Here is a 17,254-nt window from a genome sequence, read left to right as displayed (position 1 = left end):
CGCAGTAAAACAAAAAAACGGCCCCCTCGCGGGCCGTTTTCTTTTGCCGTCGTCAGGCCAGCGTGCATGAGTCGCAATTCAAGTGAAAATCCGTTTCAATCGCCGGCCGATACGCCCGCAGATTACGTGGTTCGCGGTCCCGGCATCTGTCCGTATTGCGGGGAAGCCGACTTTGTTCGACCTTATTTCACGCATTGGGGAGGCTACATCGGTCCTTGGCTGTTAACGCATGCGGTCTGTCGGCGATGTGGTCGCGGCTTCAACGTCCGCAGCGGAGCAAGCAATCAGATCAATATCATTCTCTACCAAATCGGCAGCATTCTGCTGGTTGGCTTCGCGACGGTAGCAGCGGCGTGGTACTTTTTTCCGTCAGGCTGGAAAATCGGGCTATAGCCGAAACCTCTCTCGCTAGCAAACTCGATCGCCGCTAGCTTGCAGTCAAACTGATCTGGCGTTTTTTGCGCTTTCGCTTTACAAGTTAGCGCAACAAAACATCGCCCCCTATTCGGGCTGTAGCTTCTTTGATCTTTGGTTTGACGTGACAATCGCCCCCGAAACGACGAATAAATCAGATCCAACCATGCGCTGGTTTTGGATCTTCGCCGTTGGTCACTTGCTCCTCTGGACCGCCGTTCCTTTTTTCACCCAAGCGAACGGCCCGCTCGACAATGTTGAAATGCTCAATTGGGGACATGAGTGGCAGTGGGGCTATCCTAAGCATCCTCCGTTGCCGGCTTGGGCGGCTGAAGCGGCGACGTATCTTCCCGGCGGTCCGGTCTGGTCCACTTATTTGTTAAGCCAGGTCTGCATTGTCGGTTGCTTCTGGGCAGCTTGGAGATTGGGACGCGAGACCCTTTCGCCCAGTTTGGCGCTGGCGGCGGTCGCCGTGTTGGAAGGGAGCATCTACTACAACTGCACGACGCCGGAGTTCAACAACAACATCATGGCCAAGGCCTGCTGGGCCATGTTTATCCTCTTCGCTTACTATGGGATTGCGCGCGGTCGTATGGTCGATTGGGGCGCCGCCGGCATTTTTCTGGCCGCGGCGATCTTGTCCAAGTATGACGCAGCGCTGCTGTTGGCGGCGACGCTCCTCTTTTCGTCGCTTCATCCGCGAGCTCGCGTTTGCTGGCGCACCCCCGGCCCGTATGTACTGACCGGCGTATCGCTACTCCTCACGGCGCCCCATCTGTGGTGGCTAGTGAACAACAACTTCGCCACGCTGCGCTACATCGCTGCTCGATCGTCGACCTCTCCATCTTGGCTTTCGCATTTCGAGCATCCGGCCGAATTCCTTGGGGCCCAACTGGGGGCTGTCGCCGTGACCTTGATTCTGGCGACAATTTTGCTCGGTTGGCGGTGGCGATTCAAAACCGTCGATTCATCGGCGCAATTTACGCGAACCTATCTCGCTTGGATGGTGCTAGGCCCGCTCGGCCTGGCGCTCGCCTACTCGTTGATCACCGGGGCCCACCTGCGCAGCATGTGGGGCGCGTCGATGTTCACATTTCTCGGCGTGCTACTGTTCGCCTGGCTCGAAGCTCGCCCCGATCCGGCTTTGATTCGCCGTACGATTTACGCGTCAGCGATCGTTGGAGGCATCTTCGCCGCTGGCTTGGGCCTGCGAAACATGATCGGCGACAGCCTGGTCACAGCCCCTTTGCGCGTCGACTATCCCGGTCAACAGCTTGCGTCCCAGGTCGAAGAAATCTGGAGCCAGCACAGTAACAAGCCGCTCGAAAACCTGGGAGGCGATTGGTGGCTCGCCGCCAATATCAACGTCTATCATCCCGACCGCCCCTCGATCTCGGCCGAGCAGGATCACGATCTGCCGGCCTGGACCGCACTGGACGCTTGGAGGACCGAGGGGGGGATCATTGTCTGGGAAACCGCAACTGCTGGCGATAACTACGAGACGCAAATCAAAGCGCTCTATCCCAATGTCGAGATCCTCAGGCCATTGGAATTCGCTTGGACCAAAAATCAACAGCGACCACCACTACGAGTCGGCATGGCCGTCGTTCCACCGCTCGCGCCGATTCGCACCGCCGAATTGCCGACGCCTGCGCAACACTAACACCCGACCTCCTTCGGGAGACCTAACGCGTGCCGAAGTCTCTGTTTGTCATCCCGTGCTACAACGAAGCGGATCGAATCGATCTCGCCGCGTTCGACGCTTTCGCCGTCGCCAATCCAGAGATTCACTTTCTGCTGGTCAACGACGGCAGCACTGATGCGACCAGCGAAATCTTGCACCAGTTCGCCCAGCGGAGGCCCCAGCAGTTCGCTGCAGTCGACCTGCCGCAAAACCAGGGAAAAGCTGAAGCGGTGCGAATCGGGATACTGCAGGCCATCGAACAGGGGGCCGAGTTCATCGGCTTCCTTGACGCCGACTTGGCGACTCCGCTACAGGAATGCTGTCGCCTGCAAGATGCGCTGATCAAGAATCCGCACATTCAAATGGCGATCGGCGTTCGCTTGCCGTTGGCCGGTCATGCAATTCAGCGCAAACCGTTTCGGCGGTTTATAGGTCGCGGCTTCGCGAAGGTGGCGTCGACGCTGCTCGGCATGTCGATCACCGACACGCAATGCGGCGCGAAATTAATCCGCAACAGCCGATTGGCGCGGTTTCTGTTCGCGACCCCGTTTTTGTCGCGTTGGATTTTTGACGTCGAGGTCTTCGCTCGCCTGCAAATCGCTAGCGATCCAGCAGCGGCTCGCCAGGCGATCTACGAATTGCCGCTCGAGGCATGGCGAGAAATACCAGGCTCCAAAATAAAGGCGCGCCACTTTCTGTTGGCGATCGGCGATCTGGCGCTGATCTATCGCGAATACTTTCTGTCGTCCCGCTGGAAACATCGCTTTCAACAACAGGGCGCAGGGGAACGTTCGGTTACCGACGATGTCTTCCCGATCGCAACACCGACGGCGTTGCAACGTCCTGGCCATTCGCGTTCTGACGATCAAGCCGCCGCCTAACGCGGCTTGATCTCGGTCGATTTGACCTTGGGCTTTCGGCTAGCGACCGCCCGATGCGACCCAGGCTTTCGCGATCTCAGCCGGAGGCTTTCCGTAAGCGCCGGCGAAGGCTTGATCGAAAGGCATCTCCTTTCGCAGCGCCATCATCAACGCATCGAACTGCGAACTACGACCCATCAGCGACTTCAGAAATGCAAAGCTGACGGCGCCGTTTTGATCAGGCGCCAACCGCATGTAGACAAAGTCGTCCGCTTTTTTCATCGCTCCAACCGCCGACGGCAGGTCGTTGCTCCAAGCGACGACGCGAGGGTCTTTACCGGCGATCCGCGAAGCGACAACGCGTCCGACGCCGTCCGAGAACCAATCAGGCGTATTCAAGCTAGCGACGTAGTTGCTGGCGATGACCTGCGCGAACATCGCATCCAGGTCATACGCGTCGTTCACCGGCAACTGCACCACGCCGTAGGCGTCGGTCACGTCGTACCAATAATGTCCTTGCCAGGTAGGAGGAACGTCTCGACGCTCGACCATCTTGCTGAATTCGTTGTAGTCATATTTCGCTTTGACCAAAAACAGCGTGACGCGTCCTTTGACCAACGGCGTGCCGGCAGGCGCCTTCAAAATGCGACGAACGTCGTCGGCTGCTTTCTCGGCTTGATCGGCGAACTCGTCATTCGCATCTTGGCCCAAAGTTCCCATGACGTAGACATCTTTGCGATCGGAAGTCGTCATCGCGACGCCGGGCAGACCCAGGTTCTTTTTCGCCAGGCTGGTCGCTTCGCGAGCTTTCGCAAGTTCGTCATGCGTCGCATTCTTGGCGAACGAATAGGCCGCGACGCGCTGCATCGACGATTCAGGTGCGTCACCGTCAAACTTGGCACCTTCGGCGATCCAAGTTTCAAAGTTCTTGATTTGCTGATCGGTGAGCGGAGGACCGTTGCGCGGCATGCGATCTGGCGCCGGCGCTTTGAAGAGCTGAATCATCAAGCTTTCATTTGGCTTGCCCGGCATGACCGGAGCGCCGCTGTCGCCGCCGCGGAGCAACCGCTGGAAGCTGGCTAGACTAAAGTTGCCAGGCGGGTTTCGCTGGTCGTGACAGCTGATGCAACGCGCAACCAACACCGGCGCGATATCGCGGCCAAAGCTGACCTTCTCGTTGCCGCTGGCGCTGGCCACTTCCAATCGCATCATCGGCGCCGGAGCGGCGCCGGGAGCGAGCATCGACAAATTCGCTTTCGGATCGGCGCCGTCAAACTTGGCGCCTTCTTTGATCCAGGCCTTCAATGCGGCCAATTCATTGGGCGCCACTTTTTGGCCGCCGCGGGGCATGTCGCCCGATTCAATCACTTCGACCAGGCGGCCTCCATCCTGACCAGGGAAGATCACCACTCCGTCGGCGGGACCTTTGAGCAAGACTTCATAGCTGGAAGCGCTAAATTGGCCGCGGGCCTGATTCACATGACAATTGCCGCAGCGAGCGACCAGGATCGGCGCGATATGTTTGGTAAAGCTGAGATTCGCCGCCGGGAACATCGTCGGCAGCGTGCTGGGCGCCGCAGCCGGAGCCCCCGGTGCAGGCGTCATCATCATCGGTTCAGCGACCGCGGCGTTGCGCATTCGCGGCAGAGTCACTCCTTCCAACTCGAGAAACGCATGGGCCGGTGCGAGCGCTCCAAAGAGTTGATCGACCGATTCTTGCAGTTCCGGGTCGACTCCTTCGAGCCGTTGCAAACGCTCGAGGACCAGCTTGACCGTCTGCGTCGATTCGGCGACTTTGCCCTGCTTTAGATAGTTGGAAGCTTTGCGGATCTCGACTTTCAGATCACGAACTTCGCTCCGCTGCTCATCGGACGGCGCCGCATCGGCTCCCCGAACTGAAAACAGCAGCGTTATCAGGGCGGCACAGGCCGCGAATCTCGCCAACAGGTGAAAGGCTCTCATCTTGGCCCCTTATGCAGCAATCTTGACTAGTCGAATTGGGCAGGATGCCCCGCAATGGGAGCAGACTTCTCCGAAGCGAAGTCAGGCTCCCGTTGTACTCAGAAATCGCCCACGTTGTACCTAGATATTACGGTATCGGCGATTGCAATTCGCAAAAACCGGCCACATCAGCTGGAATGATGGCGTCTTACGACCTTTTTGGCCGCTTGAGCCGCCAGCGACTCGCGACGCGTCGGGCGATAGCCATATTCGATGGCGAACCACTCAGCGTAACGCTCGCGGTCGATATAGCTGGTATTGCGGTTATCGAGCAGATGCCCCAGTTCATGAATCAGGACATTGTTTAGGTAGAAATCGCGAATTGCGTCCTTCGTCCAATTCAGCCGCCATTCCGATTCGCCCTCTTCTTCCCAGGTCGCCCCGTACATCTTGGCTTCCACCACCTGAGCAGGGCGGGGAGGGGTGAAGAAATACTCGACCAGCATCTCATCCATCGGATAAAGATAAAGAGCCGATCCCCACTGCATGCCGTAGCAAGGGAAGCTTAACTTCTTACGAGTCAAGCGACTTAGCTGAATGACCTCCAGCGGTTGGATCATCCACGCCGGCAACTGGGCGAGTCGCTCACGAATGTCTTGTTCGGTCACGACATGCACGAAACCTTCGCCTGGATCTTGCGTCACGACGCGATATCCGGTCCCGGTATTTCCTTGCGGCTCGTGCCAATCTTCCGGCGGAGAGAAGAATCCTGTCTCGTTGGAACGCCCCGCTTCGCCGCGTGCGCGCTTCCCAAGCTGACCGACGGTACGAAAGTCGCGCGGGATCGCGACACGCTTCGCCTTCGCTCGAATCATCTTGTGGTTGGATCGCGCCATGCGTCTGACTTTTCAATCTAAAAACGTCCGCGGAGAACTCGACGAACGAAAATGGGTTCGCTTGGCGTGCTCGATCTTGAATGGATCGCGGCGACGCCGACTTGGTCGTTAGCGTCCCTGCGGTTCGACTCACCTATGGTACGTGGACAGCGACCACGATTTCAAGCAATATGCGCAAATCACTTCCACACAACACCTTGCATCGAACAGGACAGCAAGAATCGCCGGCCTGAAGAATGCGAATCGCCCGAAGACGAGTCGCCAAAACCACCCACAAGTGCTACGCAACACCCTTCTCGGGGAGGCAGCTTGGAACGTTGGGAGTCTCCATCCTGGACGTCTCAAATCCTGCTTTGCGCGACTTTTGCGGCGTCGACTCGGTTTCGATCTTTTGCATCATCAGGACAAGCAGTACGCCGATCAGGAGAAACAAGAGTCCGATCGCAATCCAAATAAATGCCGGTATGCCTGCGATGTTGAAGCTGACGCCCCCTTGGTTTCGTCCGACTTGGCGTGACTTCTTTTTCTCGCGATCCGCTTCTTTCTGCTGCATGCGAAGCTGCAACGTTTCGCGAGAAATCAAAGTTCGACTACCGGTGTTGTCGCCGCCAGAAGCCAACGGATCGGTAAAAGCAATATCCAAAACTCCACTAGCCCCGGGATCGGACATCGAAGAAATCAGATCGTCGTCCAAGGGGCGAGCGACCGGCAATGACCTGCTTCTGCCGGCGCTGGAAAGTCCGGCATCGGTCTCAACCCGCTGCCCACGTACGGTTTCGGAGTTCAAGATTCCGGAGTTGCTCTCCCCGCCGTCTTCTAACAATTCAGCGACCCGCGGCATCGAAGGCGGGGTAATGACGCTCGATTTTCCTTCTTCGTTACGAAGTTGCCGCAGTTCCATTTCGTCGGCGACGGCGGTCAACTCTTCTTCGGCGCCGTTGCTTCGCTGCTGGAGCCAGTTGCGGAGCACTTCGCCCACTTCTTTGGCCGACTGATACCGTTGCTCCGGCTTTTTCATCATCAGCTTTTCGCAGATCTTCGCCAGCGAAGCAGGGCAATTCGGTCGCACCTTCCGAATTTTTTCGGGTGCGATCGTTTGATGCTTCGCGATCCGCTGCGCCAGGCTTCCTTCGGGGAACGGAGGGTGTCCTGCCAACAGGAAATAGAGCGAACAGCCGAGACTATAGAGATCGGCGCGACCGTCCACTTTGTGGCTGTTGACCGCCTGCTCAGGCGAAAGGTAGTCCGCCGTTCCCAGCACGCTCTCTTGATTGGCCAGCGTCAGCGAGGTCGCATCGTCCCGCGTAAACCGGGCCAATCCCATGTCGAGCACTTTAACCACGCCGCTGGTATCGAGCAGTAAGTTCGCTGGTTTGATATCGCGATGGATGAGCCCCCTCTGATGGGCATGTTCGAGCGCCTCGGCCGCTTGGGCGATGTATTCCGCCGCTGTTTCGATTTCGAGCGGGCCATTTTCCCGGACCAAAATCTGCAAATCACAGCCAGGAACATACTCCATCACGATGTAATGCGTGTCCCCTTCGTTGTCGACGTCGAAGGCGCGAACGATGTTCGGATGGTCCAGTTGAGCGGCCGCCTGCGCTTCAAGATGGAAACGCCCCAGATAAGACGAGTCCTTCACCCGGTTGCGCGGCAGCACTTTGATCGCGACCTTCCGCTGCATCACCGTATGTTCGCCCAGATAGACGCTGCTCATGCCGCCGGTCCCTAAATGACCTAGCAGCTTGTATTTGGAGAGAAAAAATCCCTTGTATTTGCCTTGCAGGATTTTTTCGCGATGCCAAGTGGTGATGTAGTTCTTGGTGACAAAGTAATCGGCGACTTTCTCGACATCTTCCGGCAACTGACCACCGTTCTCGGCGCGCAATTCGGCCACGGCGTTTTCAAATTGCGTAGGGTGGATCAGCTGTGATCGCCCTGCAAGTTCGATAAATCTTTCGGAAGTGACGTTACTCATGGAGTGCCCAAATTAACCGTGATCGAGCGCTGCTGCCGCCAGCAGAGCACTGTAGCTTGCCATACGCAGTATAAATAATTGCGTTTCGGCTTAACATGAGCAAAATCGGACGGTTGTTTGCCGATCCGCAGTTTCGTGTTCAAATTGGGGAGTAAAAGAAGGTCAACCTTCGCAACTTATCGAAATCTTAACATACCTTCACGCTGCAAAGCGAATCATGACTTCTCACCACACTCGATTGTATACACGTCCTGGTTGCCATTTGTGCGAAGACGCCGAACAAATTTTGATCCAACACGGTCTCGCTCCCGAGTTGGTCAACATCGACGACTCGCCGGAACTCACCCAAAAGTACGGTTGCTGCATCCCGGTTGTCGAAATTGACGGCAAGGTTCGGTTTCGCGGACGAATCCACGAAATGCTCCTCCGTCGATTGCTGGCGGCGGTCGAAGCGTAGGCGATGGAAGTTCTCGGAATGTTCGCCAAGCATTGGCGAGCCGGCGAAGTAAAGACCCGGCTTGGCGCTGCCATCGGCTTGCCGGCCGCCGCCGCAGTTCATCATCAGTTTGTGCGTTCGGCCGTCAAGCGATTTCAGTCGCTCGGTGATCGGCGCGTGCTCGCCTATGCTCCCGCTGACGCGGAGCAGTCGTTTGCGACAGTGGTCGGCGACGCTTGGCAGTTGCAGTCGCAGTCGTCCGGTTCGCTAGGAGACAGGATCTCCCACTTTTTCACTACCGCGATGGCCGGCGGTGCGACGAAAGCCCTGTTAATCGGGTCCGATAGTCCCAATCTGCCAACCGCTTACCTCCAGCAAGCCTTCAGCCAACTGGAACGATGTGATGTCGTGCTCGGCCCGGCCGAAGATGGCGGGTATTGCGCAATCGGAATGAATTCTCCCTGCGAGCAGCTTTTCACCGATATCTCTTGGAGCACTTCCGACGTCCTGACCCAGACATTAGCCCGCTGTCACGCGCTCGGCCTGCGACCTCTGCAGACGCCAACTTGGTACGATGTCGATACCTGGGATGACTTGCAACGCCTGCAGGCCGATTTGTCGCATGACGACGCTGATCTTGATTTGCGTCAATTGCGTACTGAACTTTCTAAGATACTCGCCGATTGTCCACCGCTGTGAACTCTGATTCTCCCCGTACGCTCTCTTCCTCCCCCAGCGCCGATTGCCTGATCATCGGGGGAGGCGTCATCGGACTTTCGCTCGCCTACGAACTGGCGACGCACGGAATGTCGGTAACGTTGCTCGAACAAGCTTCGGTCGGCAAAGCCGCCTCTTGGGCAGGCGCCGGATTATTGCCTCCAGCGACGGTCGGCCAAGCGGTCGAACCGCAAGAGCAACTGCGAGCTCTCAGTCATCAATTGCACGCCGAGTGGTCGATCCGCCTGCGTGAGGAGACCGGCATCGACAACCAGCTAGAACGGTGTGGAGGCTACTATATTGCGCGCAAAGCTGGAGAAGCCGCCGCGCTGGCGACCACGATGAGCCAATGGATCGAGGAAGGGATCGCCGTCGAGCGGATTTCCTCGGACGAACTTCATCGTCGCTTGCCGCCGTTGGCGACCGCTGTCCAAGCTCGCGCCGCCTATCATCTTCCGGACGAAGCGATCCTGCGAAATCCCCGGCACCTGCAAGCGCTTCATCAGGCATGCCAGCAACGGGGGGTCGTGTTCCAAGAGACGACCGCAGCGATCGAGTTTCAGCTCCAGCAGGATCGCGTCGCCGCGCTGGTCACCAATCATGGACCGTTCACCGCCGATCGGTACTGCATCGCCGCTGGAGCCTGGTCGCAACGCTTAACGGATTCACTGTTGGCGCAGGTCGGGTTTTCGCACGCAGCGAAAACACCTGAGATCGAGCCGATCCGGGGACAGATGTTGCTGCTCAACGGAGGGACGCGTTTCTTACCAACGCCGCTCAACGAAGGGCCTCGCTATTTGGTTCCTCGGCAAGATGGCCTGGTTCTGGTCGGCTCGACGGTCGAAGAAGCAGGATTCGACTGCTCAACGACGGAGGAGATCGCCTGCGAACTGCGCGACTTCGCCTGCGAGTTGGTTCCGCGCTTGCAAGACGCCGTCGTCGAGCAAACCTGGGCCGGGCTGCGGCCGGCGAGTATTGACGGGATACCTTATATAGGCGCGATGCCGGGGATCGCGAACGCCTACGTCGCCGCAGGTCATTTTCGCAGCGGCTTGCATCTTTCTCCTGCGACCGCCGTGCTGCTAGGTCGCATGATCCGTGGTGTCGACGTCGATTTTGATTTGTCGCCGTTCCGCGTCGATCGCAGCTGATTCGCTTATCGCGTCGCCAACGGGGCGCCGCGAACTCTTTTGGTCTCGCGCACGATGGTCTGCGCCGCATCCTGCAAGTCGAACTGTTTGTCGACGTTTCCCTCTTGAAACGCGACGCGATTCATTCCGTAAATGTCGGAACTTGCTTCGTTCTGCCCCAAGACGTATCCGCCAGCTTCCCGAATCGCTTTACATCCCTCCGATCCGTCACGCCCCATGCCGGTCATGACCACCCCCAGACAAGCGTCGCCAAACGCTTTGGCCGCCGAGCGCATCATGACATCGACCGACGGACGATGCCCGCTGACTGGGTCTCCGGCGAAGACCTCCAGTCGCATCTGGCTGCGAGTTTGACGGCGGATCTCGAGATGCTTTCCCCCTTGAGCGATATAAGCACATCCTGGCGCCAGCATATCCCCGGTCGCCGCTTCTTTCACTTCAATCTGCGAAATCGAATTCAGTCGTTTGGCGAACGCTCTGGTGAATTGCTCCGGCATGTGCTGAACGACGACGATCGGCGGCAACCCGGCCGGCAATGATTCAAACAAGGAAGTCAGCGCAGGAGGCCCGCCGGTCGAAATCCCGATTGCGATACACCGACATGGGCATTCGATCGGCGCGACCGTTTTCGTTCGCACCGGGGGATTGATCGACTTAGCAGTTAATCCGGCGGCGCTGCGGCGTTGTCGCCGGACTTCGGCACGCGAGCGACGAACTTCTAACACTTTGGCGAAATCGGCGCCGGCCACGGTACGAATCTTCCGAACCAGTTCGTCGCGCATGACTGATTCGGCCTGAGCCAAACCGGTCGGCTTGGCGATGTAGTCAAACGCGCCCCGTTCCAGCGCATCAAGCGTAATGTCTCCACCTAACTGGGTCATGGCGCTGACCATGATGACCGGAATCGGCTTCAAGGCTAACAGACGATCCAACGTTTCAAGTCCGTCCATTCCCGGCATTTGCACATCCAGGGTAATGACGTCCGGCTGCAGTTGCTTCATCATTTCGAGGGCCTGATAACCGTCTTTAGCCACGCCGCAAACTTCAATTCCCGCCGCATCGGCCAATTGATCGGCAATCAACGTCCGCATGAGCGCCGAATCATCTACGATCAAAACGCGTGAAATTTTACCTGCCATTTTTCGCTCGATTCAATGCGTTCAACCAGTTGCGTCATGTGCGAACTTCCTGGCGAACCTGCCCCATTTCCGAGAGTTAACAATTAAAAATAGGCCGTAAAATACGTACCTCCAACTGCATTCACCGCAGATGCAGACTTCCGCAAAAAACAAGCCGACATTTCCCCTAGATTTTCTGTCTCCAACAGCAGGATGTTCCCAATAATCCCCCTAACCGGTACGCTGAAGGGATCGCGTCTTTTGTTCTGATCCCTCTGTTTCGATTGCTTCCTGCATGTCTGTCGATGCTCCAGCGAAAATAACGATCCTTGGCGCGGGGCCGATCGGTCTCGAAGCTGGCCTCTACGCTCGTTTTCTTGGCTACGACGTCGCGATTTATGAGCAAGGGCGCCCGGCCGAATCGATTCGCCGCTGGGGAAGCGTACGAATGTTCAGCCCGTTCGGCATGAACAGTTCACCGTTGGCCCGCAGCGCCTTGGCCGCCCAGTCGGCGGACGATCTGCAATTGCCTGCCGAAGACGAACTGTTGACCGGCCAGGATTATGTCGAACGCTATTTGCAACCATTGGCCGAATCGGACCTGTTGTCCGACTCTCTCCATTGCGGCTGGACCGCGATCGCAGCCGGTCGCGCAGGGCTCTCGAAGTCGGACTTGATCGACGAAGAGTCGCGACGTGACGCCGACTTTGTGGTGATGCTGCGCAACCAGGATGGACGCGAACAAATCGATCATAGCGATGTGCTGATTGACTGCACGGGACTATTTGGTCAGCCCGGCTGGATCGGCTGCGGCGGAGTTCCGGCGCTCGGCGAGCAATCGGCTCGTGCGCATATTGAGTTCGGTCTCCCTGATATCCTGTTGGGCGAACGGGACAAGTACGCCGGCCAACATACGTTGGTCATCGGCTCTGGCTACTCGGCCGCGACCAATATCTGCGCCCTAGGACAACTGGCGCGAGAAGCGCTGGACACGCAGACAACTTGGATCACACGGAAAGAAAATCAAGCCGATACGGCCGGCCCTCTGCGGCGATTCGCCGCTGATCCGTTGACGGCCCGCGATCATCTGGCCATGCAAGCGAACGAGTTTGCCGCCAACAGCGAGCCCCACGTCGCCCATTGGCCCACTTCGTCCGTCACGGCAATCCACTACGACGCGCACAGCGGCCGCTTTCAAGTTACGCTGGCCGGAACTCACCAAGGGATGCATGAGTTTGATCGGGTGATCGCCAACGTCGGCTTTCTCCCCAACGTCGAACTAACCCGCTCGCTGCAGATGCATTACTGCTATGCGACCGAAGGTCCGCTGAAACTGGCCGCCAAACTGCTCGAGAATGGTTCCGCCGATTGTCTCGCCCAACCGACCGACGAGGCCGAACTGCTGATCAATCCCGAGCCCGATTTTTATCTGCTTGGCGCAAAAAGTTACGGACGCAACTCACAGTTTCTGATAAAAAACGGCCTCGACCAGATTCGTCAGCTATTCACCATCATTGGGGATCGCAAGAATCTGGATCTTTATCGCCAGTTCTTACCAGCCAACCAACAATAGAGTTCGCGTGCCTGCAGGCGACCTTCCGCAAGTTGTTCCATCTCATCTTGACGCGCTCTGGTTTCAAGTCACCGGGCTGCGCTGCAATTTGGCGTGTCATCATTGCTTTGTCAGTTGCCATCCGAAGAATAACACCTTCGCATTTCTTTCCTTGGCGGATGTCGAGTCTCGCTTGGAAGAAGCGGCGGCCCTGGGCGTGAAAGAGTTCTACTTCACCGGCGGCGAACCTTTTCTGCATCCCCAAATCGTGCCGATCCTGATCGCCGCGCTCGCGTATGGACCTGTCACTGTGCTGACAAACGGCACCGTGCTCAAAGCAGACTGGCTACGACAACTGCGAGACGCGGAAGAGCAGGGGATCTACTCGCTGGAGTTCCGCGTTTCGATCGACGGCTTCTCACCCGAGAGCAATGATCCTATCCGCGGCGAAGGGACGTTCGTCCGCGCGATGAGCGGCGTCAAGCTGCTGGTGGAACATAACTTTCTGCCGATCATCACCGCGGTTCGCACCTGGAGCGACGCCGCAGAGTCGCACATCGTCGCCGAGTTCGTCCATGCGTTAAAAGAAATCGGCTATGCTCGACCGCGGATTAAACTGTTGCCTACGCTGCAGATTGGGGCCGAAGAGTCGCGATCGTGCGGCTACGCTGATCACGATCGGATCACGGCTGAAATGTGGGCGGGATTCGATTCGACCCAACTGGTTTGCGAAAACAGTCGCGTCGTCTCGGATCGCGGCGTCCACGTTTGCCCGATCTTGATCGAGTCGCCTGATTCGCTGCTAGGAAAAACGCTCGCGCAATCTCTGCGTCCATTTGAGGTTTCACACGGCGCCTGTTTCACTTGCTATCAATTTGGATCGATTTGCGCCAATCCATCCTCGGCCCCGGCGACCGGAAAAGATCGCTAACGACATGACGACGCGCATCGCCTGCTTCGGCGGAATCTACAACAATTATCTCGCGCTGGAAGCCGCAATCGCCGACGCTCAGCGACGCGGCGTGGATCAGATGTTTTGCCTCGGAGATCTCGGCGCATTCGGCCCCCATCCCGATCGTGTATTTCCCCTCCTTCACCAGCACGAAATCCAAGTCGTGCGCGGTAACTATGACGATTCGATCGGTCGCGGGCTGAACGATTGTCAGTGCGGGTACACCGATCCGCGTGACAACCACTTCGCCCAGATCAGCTATGACTACACGCTGCAAAACACGTCCAGCGAAAACCGCGCCTACTTGTGCACGTTGCCAGCAGAGATCCGACTGGAGATCGAAGGGCGCCAGCTTTTGCTGTGCCATGGCAGCCCGCGAAGAACTAACGAATTCTTATGGGAGTCGACCACTTCGACTTCATTTTTGAATTGGCTCGCCGACCAACAGCAGGCCGATTTGATTTTGGCGACCCATACCGGGATTCATTGGGGACGCGAGTTATCGAACCGCCGAGCGTTTGTGAACGTAGGAGTTTTGGGGCGCCCTGCCAACGATGGTCGAACCGAGGTCTGGTATGCGATAATTTCCGTCGATCCTCATTCCGGCATAAGCTGGCAATTTGTGCCGCTTGAGTATGATTTTCGTCGTTTAAGCAGCGAGATGACGGCCCAGCGACTTCCGCCCGAGTTTATTGAGACGATCCAAACCGGGTGGTGGACAACCTGCCTCGAAATTCTCCCGGCGAAAGAACGCCGCTGGGGACTCTATTAATATTCAGGCAGGATGATCGATCGCCGGCTGGGGAACCGTAAAAGTCGACTCCCCACGCCGCCCGTTGGCGTTATATTGAAGAGATAGTAAATAAATCCAATGCATTTGGGAACGTGACGCTATGTCGATACGAAGCTTCGCATGTCTGCTGTTACTGCTGGCAAGTCTGCCCGCTGTCGCCGCCGAACCGGAAAAATCGACAGAACCGAATCCTCCTGCCGTCGCTAACGCGGCGCCAAAATCGGCAGAGACGGATCGCACCATCCGCCGAGCGATTCGCCAGTTGGATAGCGATACGTTTGCGGAACGACGCGAAGCGGCCGAACAATTGCGTGATGCAGGCCCCGCGGCGATCGCTTCGCTAGAAGAAGCATGTCGCGATGGCGCCGGCGAACGGGTTGCGCAGTCGATCGAGATTCTCCAATCATTCGCTGCTAGCGAAGACCGCGACGTCAGCGCCGCCGCTCTTGGGGCGTTAAAAAAGATCGCTGATGGCGACAACGCGACGGCCGCCAAGCTGGCAGCGACGGCGGTTCATTCAACCCGCTCGATTCCAGGGATGCGACCGGCGCCGCCAGGGGACGATGGACGTATCGCCGGATTTGATCCTTTCGACATTCGTTTGTTGCCTGGAGTACGCGGACGCGAACGAAACTTCAGCATGTCGACCGTCCGCAACAACGGGCGCGAACAGATCAAGATCACCGACGGGGAACGTCACGTCGAAATTGACAAAGCCCCGAACGGCCCACTCCGCGTTGAGTGGAGAGAGGGAAACGAAGCGCCGCAAGTCGCCGAAGCGGACGATCTGGATGAGCTGCGCAAGGATCATCCCCAAGCGGCCGAAATCTACGATCAGTATCAAGCGCGGATTGCCGGCCCCCAAGGCATGCTGGGCCCGCGATTTTTTGCACCGCTGCGTTTAGACGGACTCGCCGTTCCGCAGCCGATACGACAGATGGACGAACAATGGGCGCGCATGCGAGCCGAGCATCAGCAGATGATGGAGGAGATGCGTGCGCAACACGAGCTGCGAATGCGAAACATGCGTCAGCTCGCTCCCGCGCGTCCCGCCGAGCCGCCGACGCAACTGCGCCGACTTCAAGAGGACGCGCGACAATTGCAACAACGAATTCAAGCCGGCGACGTTGATGAAGCGACGATCGAAGAGATCTCACGCCTGCAAGAATTGCTAAAAGAATTGCAGCGCCAGGTCGATCAATAGTCGAGCCCAATGCGGGGAACGTCCTGCATTACGTTGCAGGCGTTATTCGCTATTTGCATCGGTAATCAAAAGCATCTGCATCCCGCGCCGTTCTGGCAAGATGCGCACCGACGAGGGCCACGGAATGGACTGCGACAATTGAACGGCGAGGATTTCGGCAGTCGCATGATCGCCAGGCGTCACCACCAGGATCGTCTGTGGTTTCTCTAACAGGTCTAACTGCCATCGCTGGAGAACGCCTGGATTCGAAAATGCGAGCGGGATCACCTGTTGGAAGCGTTGGTTCGCCGGATAGATCGCGCCGATCGGCAAGCGGCAGTAGTCGGCCAATTGCCCTTTGTTCTGCGTCAAATCATCCGCTTCGATCAATCGCGACGCGATGAGCAACGTCGTCTCCGGCGGAAGCTGCATCTGGTTCACTGCAGCGACGGCGCCGCGCCAATCTTGCCGGCGCTGAAGAGTCCAATGCTCCGGCAAGTGAAAACAGCAGATGGAAATCGCCAGCGCTGCGGCGATCACCGCTCTAGGGCAGACCTGGTCGATCCGCGCTACATTCAATCCGCACCAGACGAACAACATCGCCTGACTTCCCATGAGATAACGTCGCAAAAACAGCGGCGTAATTTGTAAGTAAGTCAGCAACCAGACAACGACAATCGGCGCCATCGTAGCAAAGATCGACATAGCGAAAACCGGCGTCGCAGCGCTTCGGTGCGCACCAGCTTCGCGATTGGGAAACAATCGATTCAGCCCCCAGCCGATTGCCCAGGGCAAGAGCCCGAAGGGAATGATCGGCAAGATCTCAATGATCTCGAACGGAGAACCGCTTTGAATAAAGGCCCCCCAATTCTCACGTCGTCCGTAGACCAGCGCCAGCTGTGGAATCAGCGGCAACAACGCCAGCGCCAATCCAGCGAACATCAGCAACAGCCGCTTGGCGGCCGCATGTCCCCAAGCGGCCAGGATTGCCGGCGGCAGACAAGCGGCGACAAACAACCCCGCGGTGATATGCAGATGAATCGTCACGGCCGCCAGCAACGCCCATATCGCAGCGTCGCGCATGGTGAAGTCGCCCCACAACCGAATCGTCGTCGCAAAAAGCGCCAGGCAACCGAGTTGAACCGCCGCATAGGGTCGTACTTCGGTCGCGTAGAAGATCATATCTCGATCTAACGCGATCAGCAGAGCCGCAACGCAACCGGCTAGCCCCGATCCGCTCCAATGACGGACCAGAATAGCGACGCCGATCAAGGTAGCGCAGCCACAGAAGACCGACGGCATTCGCAGCGTCCATTCGCTGTCGCCAAAGATCGCGGCAATGCCTTTTAGCCCCCAAAAATAAAGGGGACTATTGTTGCCCTGCAGTACGCGACCAGCCACATCGTTCCAGTCTCCGGCGATCGTCCAGGCCGAATGCAGCTCGTCGAGCCAGAAACTTTCGGACAGCGGCAACATGCGCAGACACAAGCCCAGCAGCGCAATGAGTAAGAGCGAACGCCAAAAAAGGCGAGCGGAGAGCGGAAAGTCAAACGGTGGCGGCGAGTCATTCACTCGCTAG

15 protein-coding genes are annotated in these 17,254 nt (G+C 57.7%); 10 read left to right on the top strand and 5 right to left on the bottom strand.

Annotation, left to right across the window (positions count from 1 at the left end; all coding sequences use genetic code 11):
• Positions 1-66: 66 nt before the first annotated feature.
• The 3 genes from M4951_RS09355 to M4951_RS09345 all read left to right on the top strand — a co-directional run bounded on the left by M4951_RS09355 (position 67) and on the right by M4951_RS09345 (position 2,979).
• Positions 67-393, top strand: a complete 327-nt coding sequence (locus M4951_RS09355) for a hypothetical protein (RefSeq protein ID WP_262026218.1) — start codon at positions 67-69, stop codon at positions 391-393.
• A 187-nt stretch (positions 394-580) separates the two neighbouring features.
• A complete protein-coding gene (locus tag M4951_RS09350; protein WP_262026217.1) occupies positions 581-2,077 on the top strand; it encodes a glycosyltransferase family 39 protein in 1,497 nt (498 codons plus the stop codon).
• A 29-nt stretch (positions 2,078-2,106) separates the two neighbouring features.
• Positions 2,107-2,979: a dolichyl-phosphate beta-glucosyltransferase gene (locus tag M4951_RS09345; RefSeq protein WP_262026216.1), complete on the top strand. Its 873-nt coding sequence runs from the start codon at positions 2,107-2,109 to the stop codon at positions 2,977-2,979.
• Between the two features lie 39 nt (positions 2,980-3,018).
• Here the strand turns inward: M4951_RS09345 and M4951_RS09340 are convergent, their stop codons facing one another.
• From M4951_RS09340 to M4951_RS09330, 3 genes are all read right to left on the bottom strand, one after another.
• On the bottom strand, positions 3,019-4,920 hold the full coding sequence (locus M4951_RS09340; protein ID WP_262026215.1) for a c-type cytochrome domain-containing protein: 1,902 nt from the start codon (positions 4,918-4,920) through the stop codon (positions 3,019-3,021).
• A gap of 167 nt (positions 4,921-5,087) precedes the next feature.
• A complete protein-coding gene (locus tag M4951_RS09335; protein WP_262026214.1) occupies positions 5,088-5,795 on the bottom strand; it encodes a hypothetical protein in 708 nt (235 codons plus the stop codon).
• 280 nt (positions 5,796-6,075) lie between these two features.
• Entirely contained in the window at positions 6,076-7,773 is a 1,698-nt protein-coding gene (locus M4951_RS09330) for a serine/threonine protein kinase (protein ID WP_262026213.1), read from the bottom strand.
• Positions 7,774-7,990: 217 nt separating this feature from the next.
• Between M4951_RS09330 and M4951_RS09325 the strand changes: the two genes are divergently transcribed.
• From M4951_RS09325 to thiO, 3 genes are read left to right on the top strand one after another with little or no spacing between them, the layout of a single operon-like run.
• Positions 7,991-8,230, top strand: coding sequence for a glutaredoxin family protein (locus M4951_RS09325; RefSeq protein ID WP_262026212.1), 240 nt, complete (start codon positions 7,991-7,993; stop codon positions 8,228-8,230).
• Between the two features lie 3 nt (positions 8,231-8,233).
• Entirely contained in the window at positions 8,234-8,908 is a 675-nt protein-coding gene (locus M4951_RS09320; protein ID WP_262026211.1) for a TIGR04282 family arsenosugar biosynthesis glycosyltransferase, read from the top strand.
• On the top strand, positions 8,905-10,077 hold the full coding sequence (thiO, locus tag M4951_RS09315; protein ID WP_262026210.1) for a glycine oxidase ThiO: 1,173 nt from the start codon (positions 8,905-8,907) through the stop codon (positions 10,075-10,077). The genes M4951_RS09320 and thiO overlap by 4 nt, the downstream gene beginning before the upstream one ends.
• Positions 10,078-10,082: 5 nt before the next feature.
• On the opposite strand, the gene M4951_RS09310 is transcribed toward thiO, so the two are convergent.
• Positions 10,083-11,216 (bottom strand): chemotaxis response regulator protein-glutamate methylesterase, encoded by a 1,134-nt coding sequence (locus M4951_RS09310; protein WP_262026209.1) that lies wholly within the window; start codon positions 11,214-11,216, stop codon positions 10,083-10,085.
• Between the two features lie 274 nt (positions 11,217-11,490).
• Here M4951_RS09310 and M4951_RS09305 point away from each other — a divergent pair, with 274 nt between their 5' ends.
• The 4 genes from M4951_RS09305 to M4951_RS09290 all read left to right on the top strand — a co-directional run bounded on the left by M4951_RS09305 (position 11,491) and on the right by M4951_RS09290 (position 15,696).
• Entirely contained in the window at positions 11,491-12,768 is a 1,278-nt protein-coding gene (locus M4951_RS09305) for a hypothetical protein (protein ID WP_262026208.1), read from the top strand.
• A gap of 7 nt (positions 12,769-12,775) precedes the next feature.
• On the top strand, positions 12,776-13,678 hold the full coding sequence (locus tag M4951_RS09300; protein WP_262026207.1) for a radical SAM protein: 903 nt from the start codon (positions 12,776-12,778) through the stop codon (positions 13,676-13,678).
• A gap of 4 nt (positions 13,679-13,682) precedes the next feature.
• Positions 13,683-14,471 carry a metallophosphoesterase family protein gene (locus M4951_RS09295; RefSeq protein WP_262026206.1) on the top strand — a complete coding sequence of 263 codons (789 nt, stop codon included), beginning with the start codon at positions 13,683-13,685 and terminating at the stop codon, positions 14,469-14,471.
• A 121-nt stretch (positions 14,472-14,592) separates the two neighbouring features.
• On the top strand, positions 14,593-15,696 hold the full coding sequence (locus tag M4951_RS09290) for a hypothetical protein (protein ID WP_262026205.1): 1,104 nt from the start codon (positions 14,593-14,595) through the stop codon (positions 15,694-15,696).
• A 42-nt stretch (positions 15,697-15,738) separates the two neighbouring features.
• Here M4951_RS09290 and M4951_RS09285 read toward each other — a convergent pair whose 3' ends face one another.
• Positions 15,739-17,247 carry a glycosyltransferase family 39 protein gene (locus M4951_RS09285; RefSeq protein WP_262026204.1) on the bottom strand — a complete coding sequence of 503 codons (1,509 nt, stop codon included), beginning with the start codon at positions 17,245-17,247 and terminating at the stop codon, positions 15,739-15,741.
• Between the last annotated feature and the right edge of the window lie 7 nt (positions 17,248-17,254).

The organism is Blastopirellula sp. J2-11 (assembly GCF_024584705.1).
Taxonomy (GTDB): domain Bacteria; phylum Planctomycetota; class Planctomycetia; order Pirellulales; family Pirellulaceae; genus Blastopirellula.
The sequence above is the reverse complement of the archived record's forward strand: the minus strand, read 5'-3'. Positions and strand labels throughout refer to the sequence as shown.